The sequence below is a fragment of the Formosa sediminum genome (genome assembly GCF_007197735.1).
GTDB lineage: Bacteria > Bacteroidota > Bacteroidia > Flavobacteriales > Flavobacteriaceae > Formosa > Formosa sediminum.
The window spans coordinates 1,774,659-1,788,414 of the sequence record NZ_CP041637.1 but is presented as its reverse complement, the minus strand read 5'-3'; the positions used below and the strand labels follow the sequence as shown (position 1 = coordinate 1,788,414).

At 30.8% G+C, this 13,756-nt stretch carries 16 protein-coding genes; 12 read left to right on the top strand and 4 right to left on the bottom strand.

Features of this window, described 5'->3' with window-relative positions; translation table 11 throughout:
* Positions 1-86: 86 nt before the first annotated feature.
* Positions 87-668, top strand: coding sequence for a Crp/Fnr family transcriptional regulator (locus FNB79_RS07845; protein WP_143380788.1), 582 nt, complete (start codon positions 87-89; stop codon positions 666-668).
* A 63-nt stretch (positions 669-731) separates the two neighbouring features.
* Positions 732-1,673 carry a ketopantoate reductase family protein gene (locus FNB79_RS07840; protein WP_143380787.1) on the top strand — a complete coding sequence of 314 codons (942 nt, stop codon included), beginning with the start codon at positions 732-734 and terminating at the stop codon, positions 1,671-1,673.
* Between the two features lie 288 nt (positions 1,674-1,961).
* Here the strand turns inward: FNB79_RS07840 and FNB79_RS07835 are convergent, their stop codons facing one another.
* Together FNB79_RS07835 and FNB79_RS07830 are read right to left on the bottom strand one after the other, a co-directional pair.
* Complete coding sequence (locus FNB79_RS07835; RefSeq protein WP_143380786.1) at positions 1,962-2,561, bottom strand: MCP four helix bundle domain-containing protein; 600 nt, start codon at positions 2,559-2,561, stop codon at positions 1,962-1,964.
* Between the two features lie 395 nt (positions 2,562-2,956).
* A complete protein-coding gene (locus FNB79_RS07830; RefSeq protein ID WP_143380785.1) occupies positions 2,957-4,114 on the bottom strand; it encodes a WD40/YVTN/BNR-like repeat-containing protein in 1,158 nt (385 codons plus the stop codon).
* A gap of 1,527 nt (positions 4,115-5,641) precedes the next feature.
* On the opposite strand from FNB79_RS07830, the gene FNB79_RS07825 reads away from it, so the two are divergent.
* Positions 5,642-6,004, top strand: coding sequence for a hypothetical protein (locus FNB79_RS07825; protein ID WP_143380784.1), 363 nt, complete (start codon positions 5,642-5,644; stop codon positions 6,002-6,004).
* A gap of 2 nt (positions 6,005-6,006) precedes the next feature.
* On the opposite strand, the gene FNB79_RS07820 is transcribed toward FNB79_RS07825, so the two are convergent.
* Entirely contained in the window at positions 6,007-6,408 is a 402-nt protein-coding gene (locus FNB79_RS07820; protein ID WP_143380783.1) for an arsenate reductase family protein, read from the bottom strand.
* A gap of 50 nt (positions 6,409-6,458) precedes the next feature.
* Positions 6,459-7,673, bottom strand: coding sequence for a metallophosphoesterase (locus tag FNB79_RS07815; RefSeq protein WP_143380782.1), 1,215 nt, complete (start codon positions 7,671-7,673; stop codon positions 6,459-6,461).
* A 224-nt stretch (positions 7,674-7,897) separates the two neighbouring features.
* Here FNB79_RS07815 and FNB79_RS07810 point away from each other — a divergent pair, with 224 nt between their 5' ends.
* The 9 genes from FNB79_RS07810 to moaCB are packed head-to-tail and all read left to right on the top strand — an operon-like array spanning position 7,898 to position 13,755.
* A complete protein-coding gene (locus FNB79_RS07810) occupies positions 7,898-9,082 on the top strand; it encodes a molybdopterin molybdotransferase MoeA (protein ID WP_143380781.1) in 1,185 nt (394 codons plus the stop codon).
* Complete coding sequence (locus FNB79_RS07805; RefSeq protein ID WP_143380780.1) at positions 9,072-9,410, top strand: winged helix-turn-helix domain-containing protein; 339 nt, start codon at positions 9,072-9,074, stop codon at positions 9,408-9,410. Before FNB79_RS07810 ends, FNB79_RS07805 begins: the two co-directional genes overlap by 11 nt.
* Complete coding sequence (locus FNB79_RS07800; protein WP_143380779.1) at positions 9,397-10,143, top strand: sulfite exporter TauE/SafE family protein; 747 nt, start codon at positions 9,397-9,399, stop codon at positions 10,141-10,143. The genes FNB79_RS07805 and FNB79_RS07800 overlap by 14 nt, the downstream gene beginning before the upstream one ends.
* Positions 10,143-10,727 (top strand): molybdenum cofactor guanylyltransferase, encoded by a 585-nt coding sequence (locus FNB79_RS07795; RefSeq protein WP_143380778.1) that lies wholly within the window; start codon positions 10,143-10,145, stop codon positions 10,725-10,727. Before FNB79_RS07800 ends, FNB79_RS07795 begins: the two co-directional genes overlap by 1 nt.
* Positions 10,724-11,533 (top strand): uroporphyrinogen-III C-methyltransferase, encoded by an 810-nt coding sequence (cobA, locus tag FNB79_RS07790; protein ID WP_143380777.1) that lies wholly within the window; start codon positions 10,724-10,726, stop codon positions 11,531-11,533. Before FNB79_RS07795 ends, cobA begins: the two co-directional genes overlap by 4 nt.
* 1 nt (position 11,534) lies before the next feature.
* Positions 11,535-12,125 carry a precorrin-2 dehydrogenase/sirohydrochlorin ferrochelatase family protein gene (locus FNB79_RS07785; protein ID WP_143380776.1) on the top strand — a complete coding sequence of 197 codons (591 nt, stop codon included), beginning with the start codon at positions 11,535-11,537 and terminating at the stop codon, positions 12,123-12,125.
* Positions 12,122-12,358 (top strand): MoaD/ThiS family protein, encoded by a 237-nt coding sequence (locus FNB79_RS07780; RefSeq protein ID WP_143380775.1) that lies wholly within the window; start codon positions 12,122-12,124, stop codon positions 12,356-12,358. The genes FNB79_RS07785 and FNB79_RS07780 overlap by 4 nt, the downstream gene beginning before the upstream one ends.
* Before the next feature lie 58 nt (positions 12,359-12,416).
* Positions 12,417-12,848 carry a molybdenum cofactor biosynthesis protein MoaE gene (locus FNB79_RS07775; RefSeq protein ID WP_143380774.1) on the top strand — a complete coding sequence of 144 codons (432 nt, stop codon included), beginning with the start codon at positions 12,417-12,419 and terminating at the stop codon, positions 12,846-12,848.
* A 1-nt stretch (position 12,849) separates the two neighbouring features.
* Positions 12,850-13,755: a bifunctional molybdenum cofactor biosynthesis protein MoaC/MoaB gene (gene moaCB / locus FNB79_RS07770; protein ID WP_143380773.1), complete on the top strand. Its 906-nt coding sequence runs from the start codon at positions 12,850-12,852 to the stop codon at positions 13,753-13,755.
* Position 13,756 lies beyond the last annotated feature (1 nt).

The window sequence follows — 13,756 nt, the reverse complement described above, 5'->3', positions numbered from 1 at the left end:
CAAGACTATAAGTTGAAGTAAGGTTCATAGCTAATAATCGTCTTAAAATTATGTAAATTACAACACGCTTTTAAAAGATAATCCCCTTGAACAAACAGGCACTAAATACGTATTTTCAATCTCTAATTCCAATTTCTGAAGAGATTACAAAAAAAATATCGGAACCTTTTTGTGATTTCAAATTAAACAAGCATACTACCTTATTAGATAAAAATACAGTTAGTACAGAGACTTATTTCTTAGAAACAGGATATGTACGCTCTTTTATTTTAAATGAAAATAATGAAGAAGTTACAACTAACATTTATGTGGCGCCATGCTTTGTAAATGATTTTTTATCGTTTTTTAAAAAACAGCCTACAAAGGAAACTTACCAAACTTTGACAGAGTGCGAATTTTGGAAAACAGATTTTGATAGTATTCAGGACAATTTTCATAACATTTCAGAATTTAGAGAGTTTAGCCGCTTATTATTTGTTGTAAATTATTATAAATTAAACGATCGCCTAATAGAAATGACGAGCAAAAAAGCTGAGACTAGATATTTAAATTTACTAAAACAACAACCAGATATTTTCAAGCATATACCCTTAAAAATAATAGCTTCTTACTTAGGCATTACCGATAGTTCTTTAAGCCGAATTAGAAAAGACACAAGTAAAATGTAATTTCTTGCCATTTATCAAGTGGTTTTTCTATTAAGTGTATTCATATTTGTAAAAAAGCAACCGATGGATAAAAAACACATTGTTATAATAGGACTTGGAGGAGTTGGAGGTTATTTTGGGTTTAAAATAAATCAAGTAAATGGCTCTGAAAAAAATTTTACCACAACTTTTGTCGCTCGTGGACAAACCTATAAAACCGTAAAACAAAATGGACTTAGGTTATTATCTTCAGAACATATAAATACTGTTACACATCCAAATGCCATTTGTGAAACTATTTCTAAAATAGCCACCCCAGATTTAGTTTTAATATGTGTAAAAGAATATGACTTAGAACACGTATGTCAACAACTCTCAGAAGTTATTACCCCAAATACCATTGTACTACCAATAATGAATGGTGTAGACATTACAGATAGAATTCGTACAAAACTCCCCCATAGCACCATCTTACCTTCTTGTGTATACGTAACCTCACATATAAAAGAAACAGGAGTTATAGAACAAAAAGGATTTCCTGGAAAATTAATTTTTTCAGAAGATCAAGAACATTTAGACACAAATTTAGATTGGGTATTAAATGTTTTAAAAACAAGTGAAATAAACTTCGAATTTAAAACTAATGCGCAAACAGACATTTGGACTAAATTTATGTTTGTGGCAAGTTTTGGTCTCATTACAGCTAAATATAACTCTTCTATAGGTGCTGTATGTACAGATAAAAAACAAAAAGAAGAAGCAATAAAAATAATGCAAGAAATTAGTTTAATTGCCGATTTAAAAAAAATACATTTAAACGATTACACCATAGAAAATCTTTTTGAAAAAGCTGCAACATTTCCACCAGACACAGCAACTTCTCTACAATTGGATATTAATTCAGGAAAAGACAATAACGAGCTAGAATTATTTGCAGGAGCCATTATTAATTATGGTAAAATATACCATGTAAATACACCTTGTACTGCAAAGATATATAATGATTTACTACACATCATAAACTAAGCAAATTAATGTCTTAAAACATTTTATGTTATAAGTTAATCTTTAACGCTTCCATTTAACACTAAGAATAGACACTAATATTTATCAAAAAAAAATCTATACAATTTTTAGAAAAATATTAATTTAAACGCTCAAAACCCAACTACAAAATATTTAAAATATATAAAACATTGACCAAAATTTACATTTGGGTTACATATGATTTTCCTTCGGAAATCTCTTGCCTACAAAACCATAACTTTCCATGAACTGTGTTAACTATAAAAGAAAACAAGTTTGCCGCAAAATTTAGTGCTGTTCTTTTGGCCTGTAAATAACTATGATTTGAATTAGAACTGCCAGAAAGATTAAAATATATATTTCCATTTGAGTAAATAGCTCTACAGAATCAATAGCCTTTTTACTCAATGACGTTTGCCTCTTACCTTCATTTAACTGCACTTTAGATAACTCATAAAGGTTCTGTTTAATATTACTAATCTGATTATTTAATGATGTTTTTTCAGAAAAATTTGACTGAATATAAGCTGTTTCATATTCTTTTAATGAGTTAATATTTTCTAAAAAGTCATTAAATATCTTACTCTCATCAAGTGTTAGTTTTGTCATTTTAAACTTTGAAACTAATTCTTGAATATCTTTGTTTGCTTGTTTATTTCTCTCTAAAAAGAAAACAGTATCTGATTTTGCAACTGCAACTTCTTTTTCCTGAACACTTCTAGACATTTCAAAAATAATGTCGTTTGCTACTAACCTATCTTCATAGATTGTAATAACAGACTCTTTTACGCGCAAAAAATTATTTCTATCTATTAAATTTGTTGCAAGTATTAGAACAAAAATCATTAGAATACCAAGAACCCATTTTATTTTATTATAGAATGACATAAAAATTATATTTAAGTAAAAATTAATTCTTGTAAATATACGAAAAACAGTTTCGTTTAAATAAGTTTAAAATGCAGTCATAAAAGCTTTTAAAGTATTACAAACTTTAATCTTAACATACGTGATTTTTAATTTACGGGTACTAATTTATGTCGTAATATGGTAAAGATAGCTACAGGTTAAAAATTAAATTTTGACCACTCATAACTATATAATTAGTAGTTATAAGCTATAAGATAAATATTATTTACTTCTTTTTTATAAATTAATTACATTTAATATCTCTTTTTACTTGAAACATGCTAAAAAAGGTTTACACCTATATAAACAACAAAAATTTTCACAACCACCCCTTATAGAGTATTTCTTTTAGAAAAAGATTATATTAAGTAATGTCAATTTATATTTGTTTTATACAAGTTATTTCTATCTAAGATGTAAACATTATCGTTTAATACTTGTATGCCATAAGAATCAGCCTTAAAAAATACAGAGCTGTCTTTTTTTGTTAGAAAAGGCTCTATCTTTTCTCCCTTTATATCTGCCTTAAAGACAAATGATTTAGCTTCTTCTAATGCCATAAAAGCAGATGTGATAAAAGCAGTATCTTCATGAATGCCTATATCTGATACTTCTCCATATGGTATATGTACAGGTTTCCAAGACGTACCAGAATCATTCGTATACATGCATAAATTATTTAAACCGCCAATAAAACCAGTACTAGAATTAAAAAAGCCAATAGAAGATAATGCGTTATTAGTTCTTGAAAACAGCAATTGCCAAGTAACTCCACCATTTATACTTTTATAACATTTTCCTGAAAGCGTTGTAATCATTATGTCGTTGGGAGAAAATACTGCGATATCCGAAATGCCTTTATCTTCTTTTAATAATGTATCATTTTTAATAAGTTCCCAAGTCTCACCTCCGTTTAAAGTTTTTAGTATAATAGGTTCGTTTTTACGTGCCCCAACAATAAAACCGATTTTTGAGTTAAAAAAACGAACCTTATAATATTTAAATGTTTGATACCGACTATTATCATCTTTAAAAAAATATTTAGTATCAAATACGCTCCAATTTTCACCAAAGTCATTACTCTTAAAAATATATTGATTGGCACCTACAATAAATATATTTTTATCAGAAAAATCAACCGATTGAAATGCGTTAGAAAATCTAGAAAATCTTATTTCTTTCCAATTTTCGCCTCCATTTTTAGTAATCCTAACTCTTAACCCGGTCCCTCCAACGAGGACACCAAAATCATCATTTTTAAATTTTAATCCTTGGTAATAATGAAACTCTGTATTATCTAATTGATTTAGTATAGAAACATCGTTCTGGGTTGAGGTGTTAGTAAACACATAAGGTTGTTCAGGCATAACAGAATGGATCGTATACTCTATTTCAGCTGCCTCTTTTAGCGGAATAAAAGCATTAACTGGCATCTTAACTTTGGGTAAAAACTCTTTTTTACTTGAAGCATTATTACATGAAAAAAAAAAGAATATTGTTAATAGTAAGACGCTATATGTTCTTATTTTCATAAATCGAGTCGTATTTGTGTTCCTTGTATATTCCTCCTTACAGAATTTTTATCCGCTGTTTTCCTGGATTAAAATTCAGGATATTATTTTTAAGTTTTGAGTATATTTTTTGATTCTAGGAGAAGAAATTTTACAATAAAATATGTGTTTTTTATGTTGAGTATGTATTATAAACAGTGCCTTTAAGCGCACTAATTTAACAAATAAAAACTGAATACAAAACCAGATAAAACTAACAAAAACCGACATCTCTCATTTTTCTAACTTACCTAAAATTTAGTAATAAATTATATGCGTTGTACCTATTCTGGTAAAAAAAAGAATCTAATCATGAAACAGTATCCAATTAGTTTAAACTAATCTAGTAAATACCAGAAAACAATTTTCACAAAAGCCTTCATACCTCTATAATTCTAAATTAAATTCTTTTAAAGGAAAGAATATTTATCTATTATTAAGTATTCTTCCAGTATTAGCTATACACAATTACCCTTTAATTCTATTACTACTGTTTAATGGTTAAAGTAAAATTTTCTATTGTTACTATTTACTGTTAGTTTATTTTTTTGTAGTGTTTCGTAGGATCGCAAATTCTATCCAACCCGAGGTCAACCAAGTATTAATAATTTTAAATCTGCACTTTAATACTTTCGTTTCTTAAAAAACGATTTATAAATTTTAAATATGCCTTTAATAATGTTTGTCACTTAACACAAAATATTTTCAAATTATTACCAATAGTTTGGTGATTATGGATATCTATTGTTAGAACATCTTATTACTAGACTAAAACAGATTAATTTCTGCAGAAGCATCAATATTGATTAAATTGTTGCCTTTCAATATTTTTATCAGAAGGAATGCTGGGAGCTTCTTATTTAGATATACTTATACAAGAATAATCTGGATACCCATACGTTTTATGTAAAGATTTAGCTCCGTACTTTTTAGAATTGCCCTCCATAATTATCAAGTTCTTTAGGTTACATTTTACTTTCAACATATTCGCTCATCAATTATAATTTAAGCCCAATAACTTCATTAATTTTTTTATTCAACTCAATTATTCGTTTTTTACTACAGATCCAGTTCATGTCAGACAGTTCTTTCGGATTTAAGAGCAATGAATATTAAAAGACCCGATACCTGATAATGAAATATTTAGTATTAGGCCAAGACCTCTAAAAAGAGTTAAATTTAAAAGTAACTACATGTATGACTTTTAACTGCAATCATCTATATAATACTAAACATTTTAATTGACTTTGGTTGCTGCTTAAACTTTATAAATAACTGCTCATATTAAAATTATTTATGATGGCAAATTCACATTTTTTTCAAAGATGTTGCAATTAAAAAGTCTACTCAACAATTTCTATTACATATAAAATTTGTGTAAATTAGTTTTATGCAAAAAGTACTAACTTAGCTATTTGTTATAAATTGTGAATTTAGATCACTTAAAATTAAAACACTAATTAAATTATACCCATGATAAAAATACGCTATAAAAAAAGAAAACTAAACATGAATCTTATAGCTGGAATAATCTGGGGTATAATTGCAATTTTAAAAATTATTTTTACAGATAATTCCAACCCTAATTTCCTTACTTACGGTTGGATTATTCTATCTGTATTATATTTAGGACTATATTTTGTACAGCGTTTTGGTGCATATTTGGTGATTGAAGAGGATGGTATTACAAAAACATTACCATTTCCTAAGCAAATTGCACGTCAGGAACTAACACAGATAAAAACATTTACTGCTGGATATAAATTAATAAGCGATACCAAAACAATATCAATTAATACAGAACTTATTAATACAGATGATCTTATTAAGCTACAAGCCTTTTTAAACGATGTAAAATTAAAAACTACTTAATATTATTCGTCTATCCCAGCACTATTAGACTCTAAATACTTAGTAAGATCTGACGGATTAGTAATTATTAAAGATTCCTTACCATTAATTACAATACAACCTTTTAATACTTCAGGCTGATTTTGTAAAACCTTAATCCAATCTTCAGAACTTAAAAGCGCCCCTTTATCACCAAAATTTTTAATAAAATCGGTATGTTCTTGATCTATTAAGTCTGCAATCTTTATATCCAATTTTGATGCTAAATCAGCCCATTGTGTTCCTGTAACTTTTGTCTTAGAAATATCTATAGACGCTAATTTTTTATCTGATGCCTTGGCATATGCTAAAGTTTGTTTTCCTACAGATGTTTCCGAATTGTAAATTAATGTCATCTGATTTTTGTCTTCTGCTAAAATTCCCATAATATCCATAATTTTATATTTTTATTGATTAATTTTTATATATTTTCTTCTTAATTGTGCAATGTAAGCTGAGTAATTTCTGGACGCATACCTAATCTCCCAGGAAATCCTAACCAACCTAAACCTCTTGTAACATATAAATACTGATTGTTTTCTTTATACAATCCAGCCCAGTGTTTATATTTATATTGTATGGGACTCCAGGCCTTATTTTTGGTTTGAAATCCTGCTTGCATGCCGTGTGTATGCCCTGACAATGTTAAAGCTATATTTGTGTTTTTAATTACTTCTTCACTCCAATGAGTGGGATCATGAGACATTAAAATCTTAAACGCTTTAGTTTCAATACCTGTTAAACTTTGCTTTAAATCGCCATATTGCTTAAACGGAGGCATGCCCCAATTTTCAACTCCTACCATATAGAGTTTTGCGTTATCAATTTCAATAACCTCATTCGTATTCATTAATAATTTAAACTGTATTGTTTCATAAAACGCTTTAAGTTGTTGTAAGTTATCTTGTTTTTCTAATTTTGTAGGCCATTTACTGTAATCACCATAATCATGATTTCCTAATACAGCGTATTTCTTAATCTCCGGAGACAATTTTAAAAAAGACGCTTCCCACCCTTTTAATTCCCAAGCATAATTATTTATTAAATCGCCTGTAAAACAAAGAATATCGGGTTTTAAAGTATTAATAATATGTATGGCTTTATCTAACACTTTGTATCGGTAATTTAAACTACCCAAATGTAAATCTGATATATGCACAATTCGTAAACCATCAAAAGCATTTGGTAAATCGTCATGCTGTACAGAAATAGTATAAATTTTAAAGTGATATACCGCTTTAAAAATGGCATATAATATTGCAGATAAAGGAAAAGCCCAAGCAATTATTCCCAAAACGGGTACAATATATACAGACTCTGTGTTAGATAATATACTGTTAGTAACCGATGATAGACTAACAAATAGCACAAAGCAAATCTTAGGAACAAACGCAGCTACAGTAATTCCATATAACGATGAAATTAAACGTTGTTTTTTCTTTACATCGATATGATCCAAACGCAATTTTAAAATTATAATAGCCAGTATTAAACTAAACGACATGCCAATAAACACTACATTTATTGCTATCCTTAATTCTTGAGAAGGCACATGTTTAATTATGGCTTGCAACCAATAAAACGACACCGCATCTACCACTAAAATGGTAAAACAGAGAAGTATTATTACAGACAGTGAATAGGTCTTCATACATTAGTTACATTGAAATAGTAAAAATACAATCCATTAGTAAGCAGAGTTAACTCATTCGAATTTCTTAGTAATTCGAAAACGCATTTCATCACAATTAACTGTAATTCTTTATGTTATTATCAAAATAAAGTCTAAAACTTAAAAACTACGTAAAAATACTTAGTTTTTGTATTTCGAGTTATTTTATTCGTTATATTCGGCAAGACATAACGCTTAAATATATGATTTCAGTTAAACGTGCTTTAAACATTATAGACGAGACTAAGGTTACGCCTCAAATTAAAGAGCTACAAATTTCAAAAGCTTTAGGCCATGTTTTAGCCGAAAATATTATTGCTCCTATAAATATGCCTAATTTCAGACAATCGGCTATGGATGGATATGCTCTAATTTGGAATGAAAATAAAACCTTTACTGTTACTAACGAATCCAAAGCTGGTGATGCTAACACTATACATTTAGAACACTCTGAAGCTGCACGTATATTTACAGGTGCCAAAGTTCCTGAAAATGCAGATACGGTGGTTATGCAAGAACACGTCTCTAGAATAGATGATAAATTTCTAATTACCAATATGCCTAAAAAAGGGGCTAATATTAGACCCATTGGAGAGCAAGTAAAAAAAGGGGATTGTGTTTTAAATAAAGGCATGGTATTAAATGAAGGAGGTATTGGTTTTTTAGCAGGTTTAGGTTTTAAAGAAGTGCACGTATTTTCACCTCCAAAAGTATCTATTTTAGTTACTGGAAATGAATTGCAAAAACCTGGAAAACCTTTAAAAGAAGGCGCCATTTACGAAAGTAATTCGGTTATGTTGCAAATGGCTTTACACCGATTTGGGACACATAAAGTAAAAACATTTAAGGCCAAAGACACTTTAAAAGCCACTAAAAAAGCAATTAAGAAAGCTCTAGAATATGGGGATGTACTTTTAATATCTGGCGGAATTTCGGTTGGAGATTACGATTTTGTAAAAGAAGCATTAAATCAAAATTTTGTCGACGAAACTTTTTACAAAATCAACCAAAAGCCAGGAAAACCACTTTGGTTTGGTAAAAAAGATCAGCAGTTTGTATTTGCGCTTCCTGGAAATCCCGCTTCTGCGTTAACTTGTTTTTACGTGTACGTGCTCCCCCTTTTAAAAAAGTATTCTGGCTTTAGCGACTATCATTTACCAAGACTAGAAGCCCAAATTAATTCTGATTTTAAGAACACGACTGGCAAGACTTTATTTTTAAAAGCTTTTTATAACGCGGGCCAAGTAAGTATTTTACCTAACCAGCAATCCTCAATGTTAAACACATTTGCGACTAGTAACGTTTTAGTCACTATTCCAGAAAATGTAGAAACCTTAAAACCTCAAGATAGAGTAACCTGTATAAATTTAAATGGCTATGGAAATTAAAAGTAGAATTTGGATTGAAAAAGATGGGAAACCCTTTTTAGGTTACGGCAAAATTGCATTACTAAAAAAAATAGAAAGTAAACACTCCATTACAGCAGCTGCTAAAGCTTTAAATATGTCTTATAAAAAAGCTTGGACCTTAATACGCGATATAGAACAATTGGCAGACCAACCTATATTAGTTAAATCTATTGGAGGAAAATCTGGTGGTAGCTCCACTTTAACGCCTTATGGGAAACAGCTAATTACAGAATTTGAACAATTAAACACCAAATGTGAAACCTTTTTAAACAACGAATTTAAGCCCGAGACTAATGGAATTTCTTAGCACAAATGTATTTATAATATTTGCTGTCATCCTGGTGTGTATTTCCTTTTTATACGCTTCGGTAGGACATGGTGGTGCTAGTGGTTACTTAGCATTAATGGCTTTATTTACATTTCCTATTGCTATAATTAAACCGACTGCGCTTTTGCTTAATATTTTTGTGAGTGGTATTTCATTCTGGTATTTTAAAAAGAATAAGCATTTTAAATGGAATCTATTTTATCCGTTTGCCATAACTTCTATCCCGGCTGCGTTTATTGGTGGTTACCTTACCATTAATACTACTTTATACAAGCAAATTTTAGGTGCATTTTTAATCATTGCTGTCTTACGTATTTTGGGTGTTTTTGGTAAAGAGCAAACCACGCTAAAATCTGTAAACCTGCCCCTTGCATTAGTTATTGGCTGTGGCATTGGGTTGTTTTCAGGTATGATTGGTATTGGAGGTGGCATCATATTAAGTCCGATAATTTTACTTTTAGCTTGGGGAACTACAAAAGAATCGGCAGCCGTTTCTGCACTATTTATATTTGTAAATTCTCTCTCAGGTATTGTTGGTTTTCTTTTAAAAAACGACAGTTTCCCAACGGAATCCTTCTACCTCATTCCTTTTGCATTAGTTGGCGGTACATTAGGTGCTATATATGGTAGTCAGAAATTTTCAAATGTTAAGTTAACCTATATGCTATCACTTGTACTGGTCTTAGCATCTATTAAATTATTTATGTTTTAATGAATATACAAAAACACATATCTGTTTATATTCTTTGTGGCGGAAAAAGTTCTCGTATGCAAACAGAGAAAGGACTAGTTGTGTTTAAAAACAAACCGTTTATAGAATGGATTTTAGAGGCCGTAAAACCCATCTCCAATCAGATATTTCTTATTACAGAAAATACAGATTATAGTGTTTACAACTATCCTTTGATTGCAGATATTTATAAAAACAAAGGACCTGTAGGAGGTATCCACACAGCATTATCACATACAAGTACTCAACAAAATTTAATATTAAGTTGCGATATCCCTATGATATCAACCCATATTATAAACCGGTATTTAATACATTCAAAAGTAATTAATTCTAACATTGCTTTTGTTTCAGACCGTACTAGAGATTACCCTTTAATTGGGATGTATAGCACTAAAAATTTAGAACGTTTTGAAGTTGCTATTCAGCAGAATCATTTAAAGTTAATGCACCTCATTCAGTCTTCTACGTATCATCGCATACAAGTAGCAGCACGAGATTTTGATGCGTTATATAACATTAACACCCAAGCCGAATTACAAACTTTAATACAGCGTAAATTATGAAAAAAGCAGACATTCAACCTAAAGTGACGCTTGTTGGGGCTGGTCCAGGAGACCCAGATTTACTGACTTTAAAAGCTGTAAAAGCACTTAACAAAGCCAAAGCTGTACTCTACGATGCTTTGGTTAATGAAGATATTTTAGAACATGCACCACATGCCGTTAAATTATATATAGGAAAACGTAAAGGCAATCACAGTTACACACAAGACCAGATTAACGATTTGTTAGTGAGTTACGCTAAAAAATACGGTAAAGTTGTACGACTAAAAGGTGGAGACCCTTTTGTTTTTGGTCGTGGCAAAGAAGAAACAGATTACCTAGAAGGGTTTGGTATAAAAACGGCCATTATTCCAGGAATTACCTCAGCCATAGCCGTTCCTGCTTCGGTTGGAATTCCTGTTACGCACCGTAAAGTTTCTGAGAGTTTTTGGGTGATTACAGGTACAACTTCTAATCGTACAATTTCTAGCGACATTACCTTAGCTGCCCAATCTACAGCCACAGTTGTTATTTTAATGGGCATGTCTAAACTTACCGAAATTGTAGCCATTTACAAACAGAACAAACGGGCTGATATGCCTGTAGCTGTAATACAAAACGGCACCAAAAAAGAAGCCAAACAGGCTGTTGGCACCATATCAAATATTATAAATTTAGTACAAGACAAACAACTCTCATCGCCTGCCATTATTATTATCGGAGAAGTCGTAAACGGCCATAAAAGTTTACTGACTTATTTTAATGAACAATTTATGGAAGACGATTTTATATATCAAAATTTAGACATAGAACCGATAACAAAATAACATGGAACGTAACGAATTATATCCCGTATTTTTAAAAGTAAATCAGCTAGACGTCCTTATAGTAGGTGGCGGAAATGTTGGTTTAGAGAAATTAAGTTTTCTTTTAAAATCTAGCCCAAATGCCAATGTAGATGTGGTTTCTATAAATTTTTTAGACGAACTTAAAGATTTGGCAGCACAGCATCCTAACGTAAATTTAATTCAGAAAGCGTATGACATTTCAGATTTAGAACAACGTCATTTTGTTATTGGCTGTACAGACAATTTAAATGTTAATCTTCAAATTAATCAAGAAGCAAAAGCCAAACATCTTCTTGTAAATATTGCAGACACACCAGACCAATGCGATTTTTATTTAGGTGGAATTGTCACCAAAGGTCACGTAAAAATCGCCATTTCTACAAACGGAAAATCGCCAACTACAGCAAAACGTTTACGTCAGTTATTTGAAGAAATTCTTCCAGAAGATATTACTGAATTGGTATCAAACTTAAACACCTACAGAAAAACCTTAAAAGGTGATTTTCAAGCTAAAGTAGACGAAATGAATAAAGTTACCGAAGGATTAGTTTCTAAAAAACAAAACAAATGATTACAATAAAATATTTTGGCATGCTAGCCGAACACACCCAATGTAATGAAGAGCAACTTGATTTTAAAGCCGTAAAATTATCGGAATTACTTGAAGATTTAAATATAAAATACAAGTTTAATCCAGACTCATTTCATGTCGCATTAAACCGCAAACTCGTTCAAGATTCCGAAGATATTACGCTGCAATTACAAGACGAAATTGCACTTTTACCTCCTTTTGCAGGCGGATAAAACAAAGCATTTGGATTAACTATTTTTAAAAACTGACTTTAAAAGCAAACTAATGAAAATGAAAAATATCTTTATTGAAGGCGCCATACCACCTAGTTTTATAGCAGATTCTATTGCTAAACACCAAAGCAAACATACTATTGGTGGACATAATATTTTTTTAGGACAAGTACGTGCAGATGTTATAGACCATAAAACAGTTGCTGCTATAGATTTTACCGCCTACGAAGATATGGCTTTAGAACAGATTGCAGATATACGTGAAAAAGCATTTAAAACATTTAACCTAACCTGTATGCATATTTACCACAGCTTAGGCACGGTTAAGGCAGGAGAACTCTGTTTTTTTGTATTCGTTTCTGCCAAACATAGCAAAGATGTATATGCCGCCACAGAATATCTTGTTAACATTATAAAAAAGAAAGTACCCATTTTTGGTAAAGAAATTTTTGAAGACAATTCTCACCAATGGAAAACAAATATTACATAATATGGTAGACATTACCCACAAAATAAACACATTACGCACCGCAACAGCAACTGCTATTGTTACGGTAAGTAAACCTGAAACCATTGAAGCGTTACAGCAAAATTTAGTTCCTAAAGGAAATGTTTTTGAAATGGCTAAAACCGCCGGACTTTTTGCAGTAAAAAATACGCATACCGTAATTCCAGATTGTCATCCGTTGCCTATAGAATTCACGTCTGTTACTTATACTATTGAAGGTTTAAACATACATATTTTATTTAATGTAAAAACCATTTACAAAACAGGAGTTGAAGTAGAAGCCATGCATGGCGCTTCTGTTGTGGCACTTACCATGTACGATATGCTAAAACCAATTGACAAACAAATTGAAATTGGCTCTATAAAATTAATCGAAAAAAAAGGTGGTAAGAGCAGTTTTAAAACCAAACAAATATCTGCTTTAAAAGCTAGTGTGATTGTGTGTTCAGATTCTATTTCGGCAGGTAAAAAAGAAGATTTTGCAGGCAAAGCGATTATAGAAAAATTAGAGGCAAACGCGGTTAACATTCAGAATTACGATATTATCCCTGATGAAGTAGAACAGATACGAACTAAAGCCTTAGAATTATCAGAAATCAATAATCTTATCATATTTACTGGAGGTACAGGATTATCTTTTAGAGATGTTACCCCTGAAGCTTTAGAGCCCATTTTAGAACGCAGAATTCCAGGTATTGAAGAAGCTATTAGAAGTTATGGTCAAGACCGCATGCCGTATGCAATGCTATCTAGAAGTGTAGCAGGAACCATAGGAAACTGTCTGGTTTTGGCTTTACCAGGCTCTACAAATGGCGCTAAAGAATCTATGGATGCAGTATTCCCTCACGTGCTTCATATTTTTAAAATATTAAGAGGGCAACAGCATTAAG

Coding starts and splice junctions, on each gene's coding strand:
- FNB79_RS07810 (WP_143380781.1), top strand. CDS start 7,898: ATGATTTCAGTTAAACGTGCTTTAAACATTATAGACGAGACTAAGGTT.
- FNB79_RS07815 (WP_143380782.1), bottom strand. CDS start 7,673: ATGAAGACCTATTCACTGTCTGTAATAATACTTCTCTGTTTTACCATT.
- FNB79_RS07795 (WP_143380778.1), top strand. CDS start 10,143: ATGAATATACAAAAACACATATCTGTTTATATTCTTTGTGGCGGAAAA.
- FNB79_RS07775 (WP_143380774.1), top strand. CDS start 12,417: ATGAAAAATATCTTTATTGAAGGCGCCATACCACCTAGTTTTATAGCA.
- FNB79_RS07780 (WP_143380775.1), top strand. CDS start 12,122: ATGATTACAATAAAATATTTTGGCATGCTAGCCGAACACACCCAATGT.
- FNB79_RS07820 (WP_143380783.1), bottom strand. CDS start 6,408: ATGGGAATTTTAGCAGAAGACAAAAATCAGATGACATTAATTTACAAT.
- FNB79_RS07840 (WP_143380787.1), top strand. CDS start 732: ATGGATAAAAAACACATTGTTATAATAGGACTTGGAGGAGTTGGAGGT.
- FNB79_RS07805 (WP_143380780.1), top strand. CDS start 9,072: ATGGAAATTAAAAGTAGAATTTGGATTGAAAAAGATGGGAAACCCTTT.
- FNB79_RS07800 (WP_143380779.1), top strand. CDS start 9,397: ATGGAATTTCTTAGCACAAATGTATTTATAATATTTGCTGTCATCCTG.
- moaCB (WP_143380773.1), top strand. CDS start 12,850: ATGGTAGACATTACCCACAAAATAAACACATTACGCACCGCAACAGCA.
- FNB79_RS07825 (WP_143380784.1), top strand. CDS start 5,642: ATGAATCTTATAGCTGGAATAATCTGGGGTATAATTGCAATTTTAAAA.
- FNB79_RS07785 (WP_143380776.1), top strand. CDS start 11,535: ATGGAACGTAACGAATTATATCCCGTATTTTTAAAAGTAAATCAGCTA.
- FNB79_RS07835 (WP_143380786.1), bottom strand. CDS start 2,561: ATGTCATTCTATAATAAAATAAAATGGGTTCTTGGTATTCTAATGATT.
- cobA (WP_143380777.1), top strand. CDS start 10,724: ATGAAAAAAGCAGACATTCAACCTAAAGTGACGCTTGTTGGGGCTGGT.
- FNB79_RS07830 (WP_143380785.1), bottom strand. CDS start 4,114: ATGAAAATAAGAACATATAGCGTCTTACTATTAACAATATTCTTTTTT.